Origin of the sequence: Candidatus Palauibacter sp. (assembly GCF_965208055.1) — a bacterium.
Classification (GTDB): Bacteria; Gemmatimonadota; Gemmatimonadetes; order Palauibacterales; family Palauibacteraceae; genus Palauibacter.
Genome location: NZ_CBDBNY010000004.1, coordinates 3,786,473 through 3,800,750, shown reverse-complemented (window position 1 = coordinate 3,800,750; position 14,278 = coordinate 3,786,473). Strand labels below are relative to the sequence as shown.

Sequence of the window (14,278 nt, the reverse complement as noted above, 5' to 3'; positions counted from 1 at the left end):
GCGCTCAGCGGGTTGAAGGAATGGCGTCGCCGCGCCTCACGATGAGCGTCGCGCTTTCGCCGGCGGCTTCCAGGACATCGCTCATGGGCACGGCAGCCTCCGCGTCCTCGTATGCGCCCCCGTACACCCTGAAGACCGGCATGCCGTCGAGCGTCGTCTCCAGGCCGTACACGGGGACGCCGAGCGAGGCGAGTTCGGCGATCCGCGCCTCCATGAGCGGGCGATCCGTGAACACGCCGAGATCGTACGCGAATCTCACGGGACGGAGGAGCCACGCATTGGCCTCCTCGGCGACGCCGGCCGCCACGAGTTCGTCCATGAGGGCGGAGGCCTCCGTCTCGCTCGCGACGGCCCCGGCGAGGATCCGTTGATACCGGCCGCCCCGAATCGTCGTGGGAGCCATGAAGTACAGCGTCCCTCCATGGAGCGCACGGAATTCCGCCACGCGCTCGGCCGCGTCGACCGGACTCGTGAAGCTCCCGAGGAGCACGGAGTACGGTCGCTCCGCAGCCGACTCGAACGCGGCGGCGACCGCGGCTTCATCCGGCGCCTGCGAGATGGAGGCTGGCTCGGCAACGTCCGGCGGATCCGTCGGCGTGCCCGCTTCGCCGGCGGCCAGACGATCCGCGGCGGGCAGGCCATCCTCGGCGACTGAACCAGCCTCGGCCGCCGGGCCACCCTCGGCGGGCGTCGCCGCAGCCGCCGGAGCCTCCTCCCCGGCCGCGATCATCGACCCGACGCGGGAGATCGCGCTGTCGAGCCATCCGTTCCTGTACGCCCACCAGTTCCCGACCGCCAGCGCCGCGATGGCCAGCGCCGCAGCGAGCGACGCTCGCGAGCGGCGGCCCCGGGCTCTTGCGGACGACGCCGACGCCCCGGGCGCCGCGGACGGCGGCGCCGGGAGCTCCGCAGCCGCGTCAGGCTCGGGCTCGAGGGCCGGCTGAAGCGCGGGTTCCGGCGCGGGTTCGGCGGACTCCGACGGGGGTTCGGGCTCCGACGGGGGTTCGGGGTCCGGCTGAGGCTCGGGCTCCGGCTGAGGCGCGGCCGCGTCCTCCACGGGCGTCGGCCCGGGCGCCGCGCTCGACTCGAAGGGCACGAGACCGTAGCACCGCAGGTCGCGGTCGCCGGGGGGGACGCCCCCCACGGCGATGTACCCGTCCAGGAGACCGAGCAGATCGGGGGAGGGCCGCCCGTGCTCGGACATGGCGACAAAGAGCGTCCCGCCCCCCTCCTTCACGCGAGAAACGAAGCGTCCGAGCGCGGGGGACTCCAGCAGGCCGACGACGCCTTCCGGCACCTGTCCCGCCGGCAGGTACACATACGGACAGTCCGCGCGCCGCACGGCGACCCGGGCGAGTCCGGACTGGCCCGCGAGGAACGCGGCCATTCCGCCGGAGTCGGCCCGTTCGGGCGCGCCGGCGAGTTCGTCGAGAGGCGACGGCCCGGACTCGGAGTTGAGGACGAGCGTCCGTCCCCGCCGCCGGGCCACGGAGGTGGCGATCGCGTCAACGACCGTCGCGCTTCGCTCGGCTTCCGAACCCTGGAACACGAGCGCCACGATCCGCGCATCCCCGGGCAGTTCCCACGTGAACGGTGTCGGATCGGCGGCGCTCATGGGCCTCGCCTCGCCGCCCGGTCTCCCTCCTCGTGAACCCACGCGTCGATCCCCCTCTCCCGCCGCAACTCCAGCGCGGCGTCCTCGGCATCGGGGCGCGTCGCATACGGGCCCACGAGAAGCCGATACCAGATGTCGTTGGCCTCGTCCATCCGGCGCAACACGTGCGTCGAATAGCCGGAGCGGTCGAGGAGTTGGCGCATCCGTCCGAGCGCGGCCAACTGCCGCGAGGAGAGCGCGACGGCATAGAAGCCGCCGGGAAGCTCGGGCAGCGGAGCCGCCGCATCGTCGGCGCGTTGCGGGCGCGGCGCGAACTCCTCGAACTCCTGGAAGTCCGCATCCCCCGGCGCGGGATCATCGGAGGTTTCCGGGCTCCGGTTCGACGTCCTCCCCGCCCTCCCCACGGTCAACAGTCCGATGCGACCGGGCGGAACGCTGTCGGCGAGCGCATCGAGCGCCTCTTCGGCATCTTCCAGCGTGTCCTCCGGCACGATGGCGGCGGACGCGACGGGCAGGCGGCGCCCCCACCGGAACGGGAGCCACCACGCGTCGGCGGAGCCCTCCACGGCGTCGACTTCACCGCCGGGGCGGAGGAGGCCGAGGCCGCTCGCCGTGGACACCAGGACCGCCCCGCCCGGCAGCGCGAGCGGCAGGTCCGCCCGCCACTCTCCGGGCACCGCGTCCAGATCGATCTCTCCCGCCCTCGCGGACCACGCGTTCGAACCATCCCAGGCCACGAGCCGGTCACCCGTCATGCCGGGCCGCAACGTCTCGAAGGGCGCTTCCAGTCGCGAGGATCCGACTTCGCTCCAGTCGTAGCGATCGATCACCACGAAACGCGGCCGGTCGACCGACGCGGCGAACACGCGGTGCTGGGAGGGGGAGATGGCCAGCGCGGACGGCGCGCCGTCGATCTCCGCTCCTTCCGCCGGTTCGAGGTCGGGAATCGACCACTCCGTGAGTCCCCGGCCATCCTCGGACGCCGTCACGATCGTTCGACCCCAGCCCGCGAGCGTGGCGGGGCCTCTCGTGCCGACCGCCCGCGTCGTCGCGGGCCGCGATTCCCCGGCTTCCCATACTGCGAGTTCGGGCCCGTCCGCGCCTTCGACGAGGGCGACGACCCGGTCTCCGGCGGCGGGGGCCGCCCAGTGCACGGCGCCATCGGCGGTGACCTCCGCGGCGCGCGTGGGGGTGACGGCCAGGATCCGGTCCTGCGACACGAAGGCGCCCCCGGCGGGCGAGGCGATCCAGCGCCCGTCGGCGGGTGCGTCGGGAAGCGGGGTCTCGGCCTCGACCGGCGAGGTCGTGTAGAGGCGAAGCTGCCGGCCCCGCCGCAGCACGACCGCCGAACCGAGCGAATGGGCCGCCGTGACGCCGTCAAGGGGAAGGCGTCCGGTCCAGCGCACGGTGGACGGACTCTCGATGGAACGGAACTGCGCGACGCCGCCAGCGCGCGGAATGACGAGAAGCCCGTACCGCTCGAGCGACGATCCGGAGACGAGGGTCGGGCCTTCGAGGGGGTCGGGCTGATCTTCCGGGGGACTGCCGCAGGCGCCCGAAGCACTCCCGACGCCCAGCAGGAGAAGGAGCGCAGCCGGCGTCTTACGACCCAATGAACTCGTCGAACTCGTCGAACTCGTCACGTCTGCCACGTCCTCCGGCCCACCCTCACAGATTGCGCTCCAAAGCTAGCGACGCGTCTTCGGTCGGGGAACGGCCGCCGGTCGCGGAACGGCCCCGAATCCGATTCACTCCAGTTCGAAGAGGGGGGCGTCGCCCCACAGGCGCTCAAGCTGATAGAACTCCCTGACTTCACCCAGGAAGACATGCACGATGAGCCCCACGTAGTCCATCAGCACCCAGCGACCCGCGTTCAGCCCTTCCACGCCGACGGGACGGAAACCGTCCTCGCGCGTTCGATCGAGGATGTTCTCGCTGATCGCGCGGGCGTGCGTGTCCGAGTCGCCCGTCGCGATGACGAAGAAGTCGGTGACATCCGACAACCCGCGCAGATCGAGGATCGTCGCGAGGCGCGCGTTTCGCTCGAGCGCGGCCTCCGCCACGCTGCGGAGTTCCGGGGAGGGGGTGCCCCGTTCCGAGAGCCGGCGCCACACCTCCTCCAGCGGGAGCGGATCGTGCGGGAGCGGATCGTGCCTCATCGGTCGCGGCCCGCTATGCCTCGGTGACCACCGACACCTTGACGCTGGGCTCGATGTCCATATGGAGTCTCACCGGGACGTCGTGTTCGCCGAGGTCCTTGATCGGGTCGTCCAGCCGGATCGCGCGCCGGTCCACGGAGAGGCCCTCCTTCTCCAGTTCGTCAGCGATGTCCGCGGCCGTGACCGAACCGAACAGGCGTCCGCCCTCGCTCGCCCTGCGGACGAAGCTCATGGTTCTGCCCTCCAGTTCGCCGGCCAGTTCCTGGGCCGCTTCGCGCTCCCGCTCGGCCGACTGTTCGACCTGGCGCCGCTCTTCCTCGAACCGTTTCCGGTTCCCCTCCGTCGCCACGAGCGCCATTCCCTGCGGAATCAGGTAGTTGCGCGCATACCCCGGCCGCACGTTCACCATCTCGCCGGCGAGGCCGAGATCCGCTATGTCCCTTCTCAGAATCACTTCCACCATCGATCCCTCCGATTTTTTTCCACATCACGCGCCGTTTGTTTTCACCCCCGGACGCGACCGCAGGTCCAGCCACGTATCGCTGACTCCCATGACGAGGGCCGCGCCCGCCGTCACCGGGTAGAGGATCAGCGCCGCGAGCACCCACGCGCCGATCGCCCAGCCCGAGCTTAGCAGGGAAGCCCCAAGCCACACGAGCACTGCAAACCCCCGGAGCAGATAGAGGCCACCCATCACCGTAACCATGTTGCCCCCCGCGCGCTCCGCCCACGCTCCCGCGGGGAGGACCAGCAGCACGAGCCCCAGCACGAGCACCCAGACCAGGTGATCGCCGAACCGGAACTCCCGCAGCGGCGGGAGAGGTCTCGGTTCACCCCGGAGTCGTCCGAGAATGTAACCGACGACCCCGAGGGCCGAGATCGAAGCGAGCGCGAGCAGGGCCGGGTACACGGCCTGCCACACGCTCACGAGGCGGCGCACCGTCGCCTCCACCGATGGACCGCCCCACGCGTTGAACTCGACCGCGGCCAGCGCCTGGTTGAACTGCGCCGAGATCCGCCAGTCGAGGTCCGCGGGAAGCTCGGGTCGCAGCACGGCGAGGGCGGCGACCGTGGCTCCCGCGATCGCGACCGCCGCCAGCGACCGGTCGAACACCCTCCGACCCGGCGCCAGTGCCGTGCTGACGGCGAATCCGCCAGCCACAAGCAGGGCCCAGCCGCGTTCGATGAACCACATCGGCGCCGCCTCCCGAAACCCGAGCGCCGCTCCGGCCAGGAGCAGCAGCGCCAGGGCGGCCGACCCGGACTGGGGCGGTTCGAAGGTCAGAATCGCCACGGCCGCGGGTACGCCGACGATGGCCATGAGTCCGAGCGGCGATGAACTCAGCGGCGACAGCAGCATGACCAGCCCGAGGAGCCCCGCGGCCGGCCAGAGACCGCTCCAGCGTTCCCTCAGCCGCCCCACGCCGGGGCCGAACTAGTCGTAGTAGCCGCGGATGTACGGCAGCAACGCGAGGTATCTCGCCCGCTTGATCGCCGCCGCCACGCCCCGCTGGTGCCGGGCGCACGTCCCCGTGGCTCGCCGCGGCAGGATCTTGCCGCGATCCGAAATATAGCGGTCCAGCGTGCGTTCATCCTTGTAGTCCACGCCGGGCATCCGGGCCTCACAGAACCGGCACGCCTTTCGAAAGGCCATCTATTCCTCCTTCGCGTCGGCGGACTTCGCGTCGGCGGACTCCTCCGGTTCCCCGGCGTCCGCGTCCGCACCGTCCTGCTCCGTCTCCGCGTCGTCCGCAGGCGCCTCCGATTCGGCGTCGGCTTCCGCTTCGGCGTCGGCTTCAGCTTCGGCGTCGGTCTCAGCGTCGGAGGCCGCATCGTCCGCCGCGCCTTCGGCTTCCTCAGCTTCCGCGGTTCCGGCCGCTTCGTCCGCCGAACCCTCGGCACCTTCCTCGGCCGCTTCTTCAGAGCCTGCCTCCGCGTCCGCCCCTTCGGCCTCCTCTTCTGCCTTCGGCGCCTCGGCGTCCGCGCCCGCTTCGTCGGCGCCGGGTTCCTCCGTCTCGGGGGCCGTCGGCGTCGCCTCGGAAACCGGCAGCGGCTGTTCCGCGATCACGATCAGATACCGGAGGATGTCGTCCTCGAGCTTCAGCACGCGCTCCAGCTCCTTGAGCGGATCGGGCGCCGAAGTGAACTGGGCGACGACGTAGTAGCCGTTCCGTTGCTTCCGGATGGGGTAGGCGAGTTGCCGCTTGCCCCAGTGGACCGAGGCGGTGACTTCGCCCGGATCGTCGGCCGTGATAATGGCGTGGTAGCGCTCGATCTTCTCCCCGATCTCCTCGGAGGTCAGGCTCGAACGGAAGATGTACACGATCTCGTAATCGCGCATGCGCGGGCTCCTTCGGTCTCGTCGGCCCCGACCCGCACGGTCGGAGCAGGAGTCTGGATTTGTCGGCGCGCCGGAGGACGGCGAACCGGTATGTGCACCGCTGTGCCCCGTGTGCCCCGCTATATGGAGGCAGCGGCAGTTGAATGTAGCGCCGCTGTCAAGGCGGCTAGAACCATCCCAGAGCCCGCAGCACCCCGCCGACGGCGGCGAGGGCGGCTTCCGGCGCCGCCGCGGCCATCCCGTGCACATCCACGAACCAGGGCGCGAGAACGAGCGAGACGACGCTCATCAGCTTCACGACGATGTTCATCGACGGACCGGACGTGTCCTTGAAGGGATCGCCCACCGTGTCGCCGACCACGGCCGCCTTGTGCGGGTCGGAGCCCTTGCCCCCGTGGGCTCCCGTCTCGATGTACTTCTTGGCGTTGTCCCACGCGCCCCCGGAGTTCGCCATGAAGAGCGCGAGCAGCACGCCGGTCACGGTCGCGCCGGCCAGCGCGCCGCCGAGCGCCTCGACGCCGAGGAAGCGGCCGACCATGATGGGGACGATGATCGCCACCAGGCCCGGCACGATCATCTCGCGGAGCGCCGCCCTCGTCGAGATGTCCACGCAGCGCGCCGAATCCGGCTTCGCCGTCCCCTCCATGATGCCGGGGATCTCGCGGAACTGGCGACGGACTTCCGCCACCATGCCGGCCGCCGCGCGGCCCACCGCCGTCATCGTGAGCGCGGCGATGAAGAAGGGCGTCACGCCGCCGATGAAGAGGCCCATCACGACGAGCGGATTGATGAGGTTGATCCCGGTCTCGCGCAGACCCACCGCGTTCGCGTAGGCGGAGAACAGGGCCAGCGCCGTGAGCGCGGCGGAGCCGACCGCGAAGCCCTTCCCGATCGCCGCCGTCGTGTTGCCGAGCGAGTCGAGCGAGTCGGTCACCGAGCGGACCTCGGGGCCCAGTTCCGCCATCTCCGAGATGCCGCCCGCGTTGTCCGCCACCGGGCCGTACGCGTCCACGGACATCGTCACGCCGACGGTGGCCAGCATCCCCACGGCGGCGATCCCGATCCCGTACAGACCGGCGAAGTTGAAGGCGAGGAAGATGGCGGCGGAGATCAGGAGCATGGGGATCAGGGTCGACTCCATGCCGACCGCGAGTCCCGTGATGATGTTCGTCGCAGAGCCGGTCTCCGAGGCCGAGGCGATGCGCCGGATCGGCTTCTCCGCCGTGTAGTACTCCGTCACGAGGCCGATCGCGATGCCGACCAGCGAACCGAACAGCATGGCCCAGAAGGGGCCGGCGTTCGGGTGGAGGAAGACCCACTTGCCCTGCGCCGCCGCGTCGAACAGTTGGAGGTTCACCGTGATCGCGTACGCCGCGATCCAGAAGAGCACGGCCCCGATGATCGGCGCCCAGCGCAGGGCCGCCGCGGGACTCATGCGCTCGAGGACGCGGATGGCGAGGACGCCGACGGCGCTCGCGAGGAAGCCGGCCATGATGTAGAGGATCGGCAGCGCCACGGCCTGGAGCCGGGCCCCATCGAGGATCATCGCGCTCGTCACGCCGATGACGATCGTGGCGATGACCGAGCCCACGTACGACTCGAAGATGTCCGCCCCCATCCCCGCCACGTCGCCCACGTTGTCGCCCACGTTGTCGGCGATCGTCGCCGGGTTGCGGGGATCGTCCTCCGGGATGCCGGCCTCGACCTTGCCCACGAGATCCGCGCCGACATCGGCCGCCTTCGTGTAGATGCCGCCGCCCACGCGCGCGAAGAGCGCGATCGAGGATGCGCCCATCGCGAATCCCGAGATGATCTCGCCGAAGGGGCGGAAGCCCGTCGCCTGGGGATCGTAGATCGTGATCACGGCGCCGATCCCGAGCAGGCCGAGCGCCGCCACCGCGATGCCCATCACGGCCCCGCCCGAGAAGGCGACCCGGAGCGCCTTGGCCTGGCCTTCCGCGCGCGCCGCCTCGCAGGTGCGAACGTTCGCCGATGTCGCGGCTTGCATGCCGAAGAAGCCGGCCAGGACCGAGCACGCCGCGCCCAGTCCGTAGGCGATCGCCGTGTGCGGGCCCACGAGCCAGAACAGCAGGGCCGCGACGACGATGATGAACGGCAGCAGCACGGTGTATTCGCGCCTCAGGAACGCCATCGCGCCCGAGTGGATCGCCTCCGACAGCTCGGCCATCTTCTCGTTTCCAACGGGCTGCGCCTTCACGTACATGAAGAGCGCGAAGGAGAAAAAGAGCCCGATCACGCCGAGCCAGATCGCAAAATCGATGTTTCCGACCACGTTTCCCTGCTCCCTTGATTATCCTCTGATCAGCGGGGGTTCACCCCGGACGGTTGAAGCGGTTCATCGCCGCTTCCACACCATGGTCCAGCCAGTACTCCACCGCTTCCGCGGCTCGGGGGAAGGCGCCCAGCGCTTCCTCCTCCTCCGCTCGCGACATCCGCGACAACACCCAGGCCGCCAGGTCGATGCGGTCGTCCGGCGGCCGCCCGACGCCGAGCCTGAGGCGGCCGTAATCGTCGGAATCGAGACTCGCCGAAATCGAGGCGAGGCCGTTGTGCCCGCCCGGCGATCCCCTCTTCCGCACGCGAAAGCGGCCAGCCGGGAGCGCGACATCGTCGACGAGGACGAGGATGTCGGCCGCCGGGTCGAGCCGCGGCGCCGCAGGCCGGGCCGCGAGCAGCGCCGCCAGCGCCTCGCCGCTCCGGTTCATGTACGTCAGCGGCTTATGGATCTCCACGCCCGGCCGCCCGGATCCCGTCGTCCACGCGGTGGCCCCGACTGTGGCCCCGTGCGGGCGAAACGGCTCGGCTCCCCATCGGAGCGCCAGGCGATCCGCGAGCCACCAACCGATGTTGTGCCGCGTATCCCGGTACTTCGCGCCGGGGTTGCCCAGCGCGAGCAGCAACCGCATCCCGCCGACGGATCCGACCCGGCCTCCGGCTCAGTCCTCCTCCGGCTCGTCGCCCGCGGCTTCGGCCTCCTCGCCGTCCACTTCCTCGTCCAGTGCCTCGTCCAGTTCCTCTTCTTCCTCGAGGGCCGGCGGCACGACCGCGCAGATCGTGACCGTCTCATCGTCGATGATCGTGACGTCGCCCGCATCCACGTCCGAGACATGAAGCGAGTCGCCGATTTCGAGGGCCGAGACATCGAGGTCGAACCCGGAGGGAATCTCGTTCGGCAGACACTCGACTTCGAGTTCGTGGCGGAGGAACTGCAGCATTCCGCCCATCTCCACGCCGGCCGGCGTCTCCACGAGGTGGACCGGGACCGGCACCCGGATCTTCACGTCCGCGCGGATCTCGAAGAAGTCCACGTGCAGGAGTTGGGGCCGATACGGGTGGCGCTGGATCTCGCGGATCAGGACCGGGCGCGGCTTGCCGCCGTCGACCTCGAGGTCGATCACGGTCGTGGCCGCGTGGATCCGGCTCAGCAGGCGCGAAAGCTCATGCGTGTCCAGCGCCAGCGACTCGGCCTCGTCCCGGCGGCCGTACACGACTGCGGGCAACCCGCCGCTTCGGCGAAGCTGTCTCGCGGCGCCCTTTCCGGAGGTGGTCCGTGTCCGCGCCGTCAGTCTGGCGGATTCGTTCGTCATCTTTCTCTCGACTTCTCTCGGTTTCTCTCGGTCTCGCTCGGTTTTCTCGATTTCTCGATTTCTCGATTTCTCGTTACTTGAACAGCTTGCTCACGGAGGTATTCGCGTGCGTGCTCTCGATGGCCTGCGCGAGCAGGCTCGCCACGGACAGCACGGTCAGATTGGGGAGCGATTCCTGCACTCCCGGCGCGAGCGGCACGGTGTCCGTCACCGTGATCGCCTTCACGTCGGCCGACGCGAGGCGCTCGAGCGCCGGGCCCGAGAAGAGCGGGTGCGTCGCGAGAACGTAGACGTCCAGCGCCCCGCGCTCCTTGAGCACTTCGATGGCCGACACCATGGTCCCGGCCGTGTCGATCATGTCGTCGGGCACGATGCAGTGCTTCCCCTCGACATCGCCCACGATGTTCGAGACCTCGGCTTCGTTCGGCGCCGGACGCCGCTTGTCGATGATCGCGAGGTCTCCCCCGAGGCGGCGCGCGTAGCCCCGCGCCATCTTCGCGGCACTCACGTCCGTCGCGACGACGACCAGGTTGTCCAGCTTCTTCATCTCGTAGTAGCGCCGGAAGACCGGGGCCGCGTAGAGGTGGTCCACGGGAATGTCGAAAAACCCCTGGATCTGGTGCTGATGGAAGTCGATCGAGAGGACGCGGTCCGCGCCGGCGGCCGTCATCAGGTTCGCGAGCAGCTTCGCCGCGATCGACACGCGCGGCTGATCCTTCCGGTCGGAGCGGCCGTATCCGTAGTAGGGCACGACCGCCGTGACCCGGGCCGCCGAGGCGCGCTTCGCCGCGTCGATCAGGATCAGGAGTTCGAGCACGTTCTCCGCGGGGGGATTCGTGGGCTGGATGAGGAAGACGTCGCGTCCGCGCACGTTCTCGTCGATGCGCACGAAGATCTCGCCGTCGGCGAACCGCTTGATCGTGACGTCGCACAGCCGCTCTCCGAGCACGTCGGCGATCCCCTGCGCGAGGGCGGGATTCGCCGTCCCCGAAAGCAGCATGATCGGACTCGTATGGAACGAGAAGTCCGTGGTGTCCATGCGTGTCGACTGGCTCGCTGGTCTGGTTCCGGCGCTCGTCGCTCCGCGCGCATGCCGCCCGCGGAGGTCGTGCCGGAATGGAGAGAAACTGTGTGGGTCCCGAACCCGTGTGCCGCAAGGCCGAACCCCACGGCGACAGCCGCCCAGACTATCGGTTCGCGCGGGTTCCTGTCAACGAGCGCGCGGTCTCGGGCGGGGGGGCGCTACTCTGCCGCCGGAGCCGCCGGAGCCGCTACTCCGCCGCGGGAGCCGCGGGAATCGTGTAGACGACCTGCGTCGGGTAGGCGAATTCGACGCCGTGCCGGTCGAACCGCTCGTGGATCGCGAGCAGCACCGCCTGCTTCACGTCCATGAAACGGTCGTACTCGGGGACGGTCATGTAGAAGATGGTGTCGAACTCGATCGCGGAGTCCGCGAAGCCCGAGAGATGGCAGCGGTCGAAGCGGGTCTCCTCCTGGGCCGCGACGATCTCCTCGATCCAGCCGGGGATCTGCGCCAGGAGGTCGCGCGGCGTGTCGTAGGTCACGCCGACCTTCAGCGCCCCGCGCCGGTCCGCCATGCGCCCGAGGTTCCGGATCCGGGTGTTGATCACGTCGCTGTTTCCAAGGATGAGTTGCTCGCCGCCGAGGCTGCGCAGCCGGGTCGTCTTGAGGCCGATGTGCTCCACCGACCCCTGGAAGTCGCCGATGACGAGGAAGTCGCCGATGACGAAGGGTTTGTCGAGGATGATGGAGAGCGACGCGAGCAGGTCGCCGAGGACGTTCTGGGCCGCGAGGGCGACGGCGATGCCTCCGATCCCGAGGCCCGCGAGCAGGGCCGCGACTTCGACCCCGAGGTTGTCGAGGATGAGGAGGAGGACGATGGACCACACGGCGAGCCGGCCCACGAAGGAGAGCGCGCTGACCATGGTCACGGCCTCCGCATCCTCGCCCGCCGTGGCATCCACGAACCGCCGCACCCAGAAGGCGATCGCGGCGTTCGCCCAGATCCCGCCCTGGACGACGATGGCGATGACCGCGGCGCGGCGAATCACGAGCGCCACCACAGCATCGAGTTCGAGCACGAGCGAGGCGGCGAAGAGCCCCACGAAGAGGATGAGGCCGAACTTCGTCTCGGCGAGCACGGCCGCGACGAGATCGTCGACCGAGGTCCGCGTCTGGCTCGCGAAGCGCGCGAACGCCCGCAGCGCGTAGCGTTCGAGCAGCCACAGCGCCAGCGTCGTGAAGGCATAGATGCCGGCGGCGATCAGCCAGGCCGAGAGCGTGTTTCCGTAGATCATCTGGTCCAGGCCCATGCCTCGAACTCCAGTGTCTGTCGTGGGGCGATCAGGTGAGTTGCTTGACCATCTCGGCAACGTCGGTCGTCGGACGCCGGCACGCGAAGCCGGTGCAAACGTATGCCGTCGCCTTCTCGTCCAGGAGATCGTACGGCTCGGTGAAGGGAGCGATCTGCGCGAGCGGACCCGCCGCGGGCCCGCCGGGCGCGTCCGTCCGGTGGTCCGCCGGCTTGAAGAGGACGGCCGTGCGGGGCGCGTAGCGGTCGGCGAGCGCGGCCAGCATGCGCCGCGTGTCGGGCTCGTCCGGGTCGCCGGCCACGACGACTTCCTGCGACGGGCCCAGCGCTAGATCGAGCGCGACAAGCGACATCGTGTACGCCGACGGGCCGCCGGCGACCGGGCCGGCGAGCGCCCGCCGCAGCGCTTCCGCCCGGTCCAGGAGTTCGACGTCGCCCGTGAGCCGGCCCAGCCGGAGGAGCACGTACCACGTCGTCGCGTTGGCCGAGGGCGTGGCCCCGTCGTACAGCTCCTTCTGCCGGACGGGCACGTCGCTCTGCGTCGCGTCCACGTTGAACACGCCGAGCCGGTCGGGGTCCCAGAAGCGCTCCAGCAGCGGATCCAGCAGTTCGCGCGCCGCCCGCAGCCAGCGCGGATCGAACGTCGCCCCGTACAGTTCGATCAGCCCCCAGATGAGGCAGGCGTGGTCCGCCGCGCCCGCGACGATGGCCGCTTCCCCGTCCCGGTAGCGGTGGAGCAGCGTCCCGTCGTCGTCCCGGAGCCGCTCGAGGATGAAGTCCGCGGCCCGCCGCGCCGCCGCGACGAGCGCTTCGTCGCCGAAGGCGAGGCCGCTCCGCGCCAGCGCCGCGATCATGAGCCCGTTCCAGTCGGTCAGGATCTTGTCGTCGAGCAGCGGGCGCTCCCGCGTCTCCCGCTTCTCGAACAGGACGCGCCGCGCCTCCCCCAGTCGTTTCTCGACCTGGCCGGCGTCTTCCCCCAGCGCCGCCGCGATTTCGGCGGGCGTTTCTCCGGCGTGCAGGATGTTCTCGCCGGTCCGGAGCCCCGACGCCTCGTCCGCGAAGTTGCCGCGCGCCTCGACCCGGAAGGCGCGTCGCGCGAGCCCGGCCGCATCCTCCCCGAGCGCCGCCGACAGCACCTCGTCGAACTCGGCCCGGGTCCACACGTAGAACGCCCCTTCGCGCCCCTCGCTGTCCGCGTCCTCCGCCGAATAGAAGCCGCCCTCCGGGTCCGTGAGGTCGCGCGCCACATACGCGTGGATCTCGCGAGCCACGGTCCGGTGCGCGTCGTCGCCCGTCATCTGCCACAGCTCCGTGTACGCCATGGCGAGCAGCGCCTGGTCGTACAGCATCTTCTCGAAGTGCGGGACGAGCCAGCGGGCATCGGTCGAGTAGCGGTGGAAGCCATACCCGAGGTGATCGAACACCCCTCCCCGCCTCATGGAGACGAGCGTCTTCTCCACCATCTCCACGCCGCGCCGGTCGCCGGTGCGGTCGCTCCAGCGCAGGAGGAAGAGGAGTTGGTGCGGGGCCGGAAACTTGGGAGCCCGGGAGAACCCGCCCTGGTGCGGGTCGAAGCGGGCCAGCAGTTCGGTGAAGCCGCGGCGCAGCGCCTCCTCGTCGAGCGCACCCTCACCCCCACCCTCCCCGGAACCCACCCCGCGGACCTCGACCTCCCGGATGGCCGCCAGCGCGGAGGCCCCGGCCGCCTCGACGTCCTCTCGCCGTTCGCGCCACAGGGCCGCGAGTCGCGGCAGCAGGTCCAGCATCCCCGCCCGCCCCGCCACGCCCTCGCGCGGGAAGTAGGTCCCCGCGAAGAAGGGCTGCTTGTCCGGCGTCATCACGATCGTGAGAGGCCAGCCCCCCTGCCCCGTCATGAGCTGGCACGCGGTCATGTAGACGCCGTCGATGTCCGGCCGTTCCTCGCGGTCCACCTTGATCGACACGAAATCCCGGTTGAGGAGCGCGGCCACGTCCGCGTCCTCGAAGGACTCGCGCTCCATCACGTGGCACCAGTGGCAGGTGGCGTACCCGATCGAGAGGAAGATCGGGCGGTCCTCGGCCCGGGCGCGCGCGAAGGCCTCCTCCCCCCACGGAACCCAGTCCACGGGATTGAAGGCGTGCTGGAGAAGATAGGGACTCTTCTCCTGCGCGAGTCTGTTGGGGCGCGCGTCGGGGCGCGCATCGGGGCGCGCATCGGGGCGGGGGGTCGGATCAGGCATGGGA

At 70.2% G+C, this 14,278-nt stretch carries 13 protein-coding genes; all 13 read right to left on the bottom strand.

All coding sequences use genetic code 11. The annotated features are described in order from the left end of the window. Positions 1–4: 4 nt before the first annotated feature. Positions 5–1,615 carry an SPOR domain-containing protein gene (locus ACOGXI_RS16620; RefSeq protein WP_419939924.1) on the bottom strand — a complete coding sequence of 537 codons (1,611 nt, stop codon included), beginning with the start codon at positions 1,613–1,615 and terminating at the stop codon, positions 5–7. Continuing rightward, on the bottom strand, positions 1,612–3,258 hold the full coding sequence (locus ACOGXI_RS16615) for an SPOR domain-containing protein (RefSeq protein WP_419939923.1): 1,647 nt from the start codon (positions 3,256–3,258) through the stop codon (positions 1,612–1,614). Before ACOGXI_RS16615 ends, ACOGXI_RS16620 begins: the two co-directional genes overlap by 4 nt. 105 nt (positions 3,259–3,363) lie before the next feature. Continuing rightward, on the bottom strand, positions 3,364–3,774 hold the full coding sequence (gene rsfS, locus ACOGXI_RS16610) for a ribosome silencing factor (protein WP_419939922.1): 411 nt from the start codon (positions 3,772–3,774) through the stop codon (positions 3,364–3,366). A 13-nt stretch (positions 3,775–3,787) separates the two neighbouring features. Then, complete coding sequence (rplI, locus tag ACOGXI_RS16605) at positions 3,788–4,237, bottom strand: 50S ribosomal protein L9 (protein ID WP_419939921.1); 450 nt, start codon at positions 4,235–4,237, stop codon at positions 3,788–3,790. Between the two features lie 24 nt (positions 4,238–4,261). Next, positions 4,262–5,197, bottom strand: coding sequence for a DUF2232 domain-containing protein (locus ACOGXI_RS16600; RefSeq protein WP_419939920.1), 936 nt, complete (start codon positions 5,195–5,197; stop codon positions 4,262–4,264). A 12-nt stretch (positions 5,198–5,209) separates the two neighbouring features. After that, entirely contained in the window at positions 5,210–5,428 is a 219-nt protein-coding gene (gene rpsR, locus ACOGXI_RS16595) for a 30S ribosomal protein S18 (RefSeq protein WP_419939919.1), read from the bottom strand. Then, positions 5,429–6,115 carry a 30S ribosomal protein S6 gene (gene rpsF, locus ACOGXI_RS16590; RefSeq protein WP_419939918.1) on the bottom strand — a complete coding sequence of 229 codons (687 nt, stop codon included), beginning with the start codon at positions 6,113–6,115 and terminating at the stop codon, positions 5,429–5,431. 166 nt (positions 6,116–6,281) lie between these two features. Next, the gene (locus tag ACOGXI_RS16585) at positions 6,282–8,408 is read right to left on the bottom strand and encodes a sodium-translocating pyrophosphatase (protein ID WP_419939917.1); all 2,127 of its coding nucleotides are present in this window, start codon (positions 8,406–8,408) and stop codon (positions 6,282–6,284) included. 40 nt (positions 8,409–8,448) lie between these two features. After that, positions 8,449–9,042 carry an aminoacyl-tRNA hydrolase gene (gene pth, locus ACOGXI_RS16580; RefSeq protein ID WP_419939916.1) on the bottom strand — a complete coding sequence of 198 codons (594 nt, stop codon included), beginning with the start codon at positions 9,040–9,042 and terminating at the stop codon, positions 8,449–8,451. Between the two features lie 30 nt (positions 9,043–9,072). Continuing rightward, positions 9,073–9,723 carry a 50S ribosomal protein L25/general stress protein Ctc gene (locus ACOGXI_RS16575; protein WP_419939915.1) on the bottom strand — a complete coding sequence of 217 codons (651 nt, stop codon included), beginning with the start codon at positions 9,721–9,723 and terminating at the stop codon, positions 9,073–9,075. A gap of 73 nt (positions 9,724–9,796) precedes the next feature. After that, positions 9,797–10,762 (bottom strand): ribose-phosphate diphosphokinase, encoded by a 966-nt coding sequence (locus ACOGXI_RS16570; protein ID WP_419939914.1) that lies wholly within the window; start codon positions 10,760–10,762, stop codon positions 9,797–9,799. A 232-nt stretch (positions 10,763–10,994) separates the two neighbouring features. Further along, positions 10,995–12,056 carry a mechanosensitive ion channel family protein gene (locus ACOGXI_RS16565; protein WP_419939913.1) on the bottom strand — a complete coding sequence of 354 codons (1,062 nt, stop codon included), beginning with the start codon at positions 12,054–12,056 and terminating at the stop codon, positions 10,995–10,997. Between the two features lie 31 nt (positions 12,057–12,087). Then, positions 12,088–14,274, bottom strand: coding sequence for a thioredoxin domain-containing protein (locus tag ACOGXI_RS16560; protein ID WP_419939912.1), 2,187 nt, complete (start codon positions 14,272–14,274; stop codon positions 12,088–12,090). Positions 14,275–14,278 lie beyond the last annotated feature (4 nt).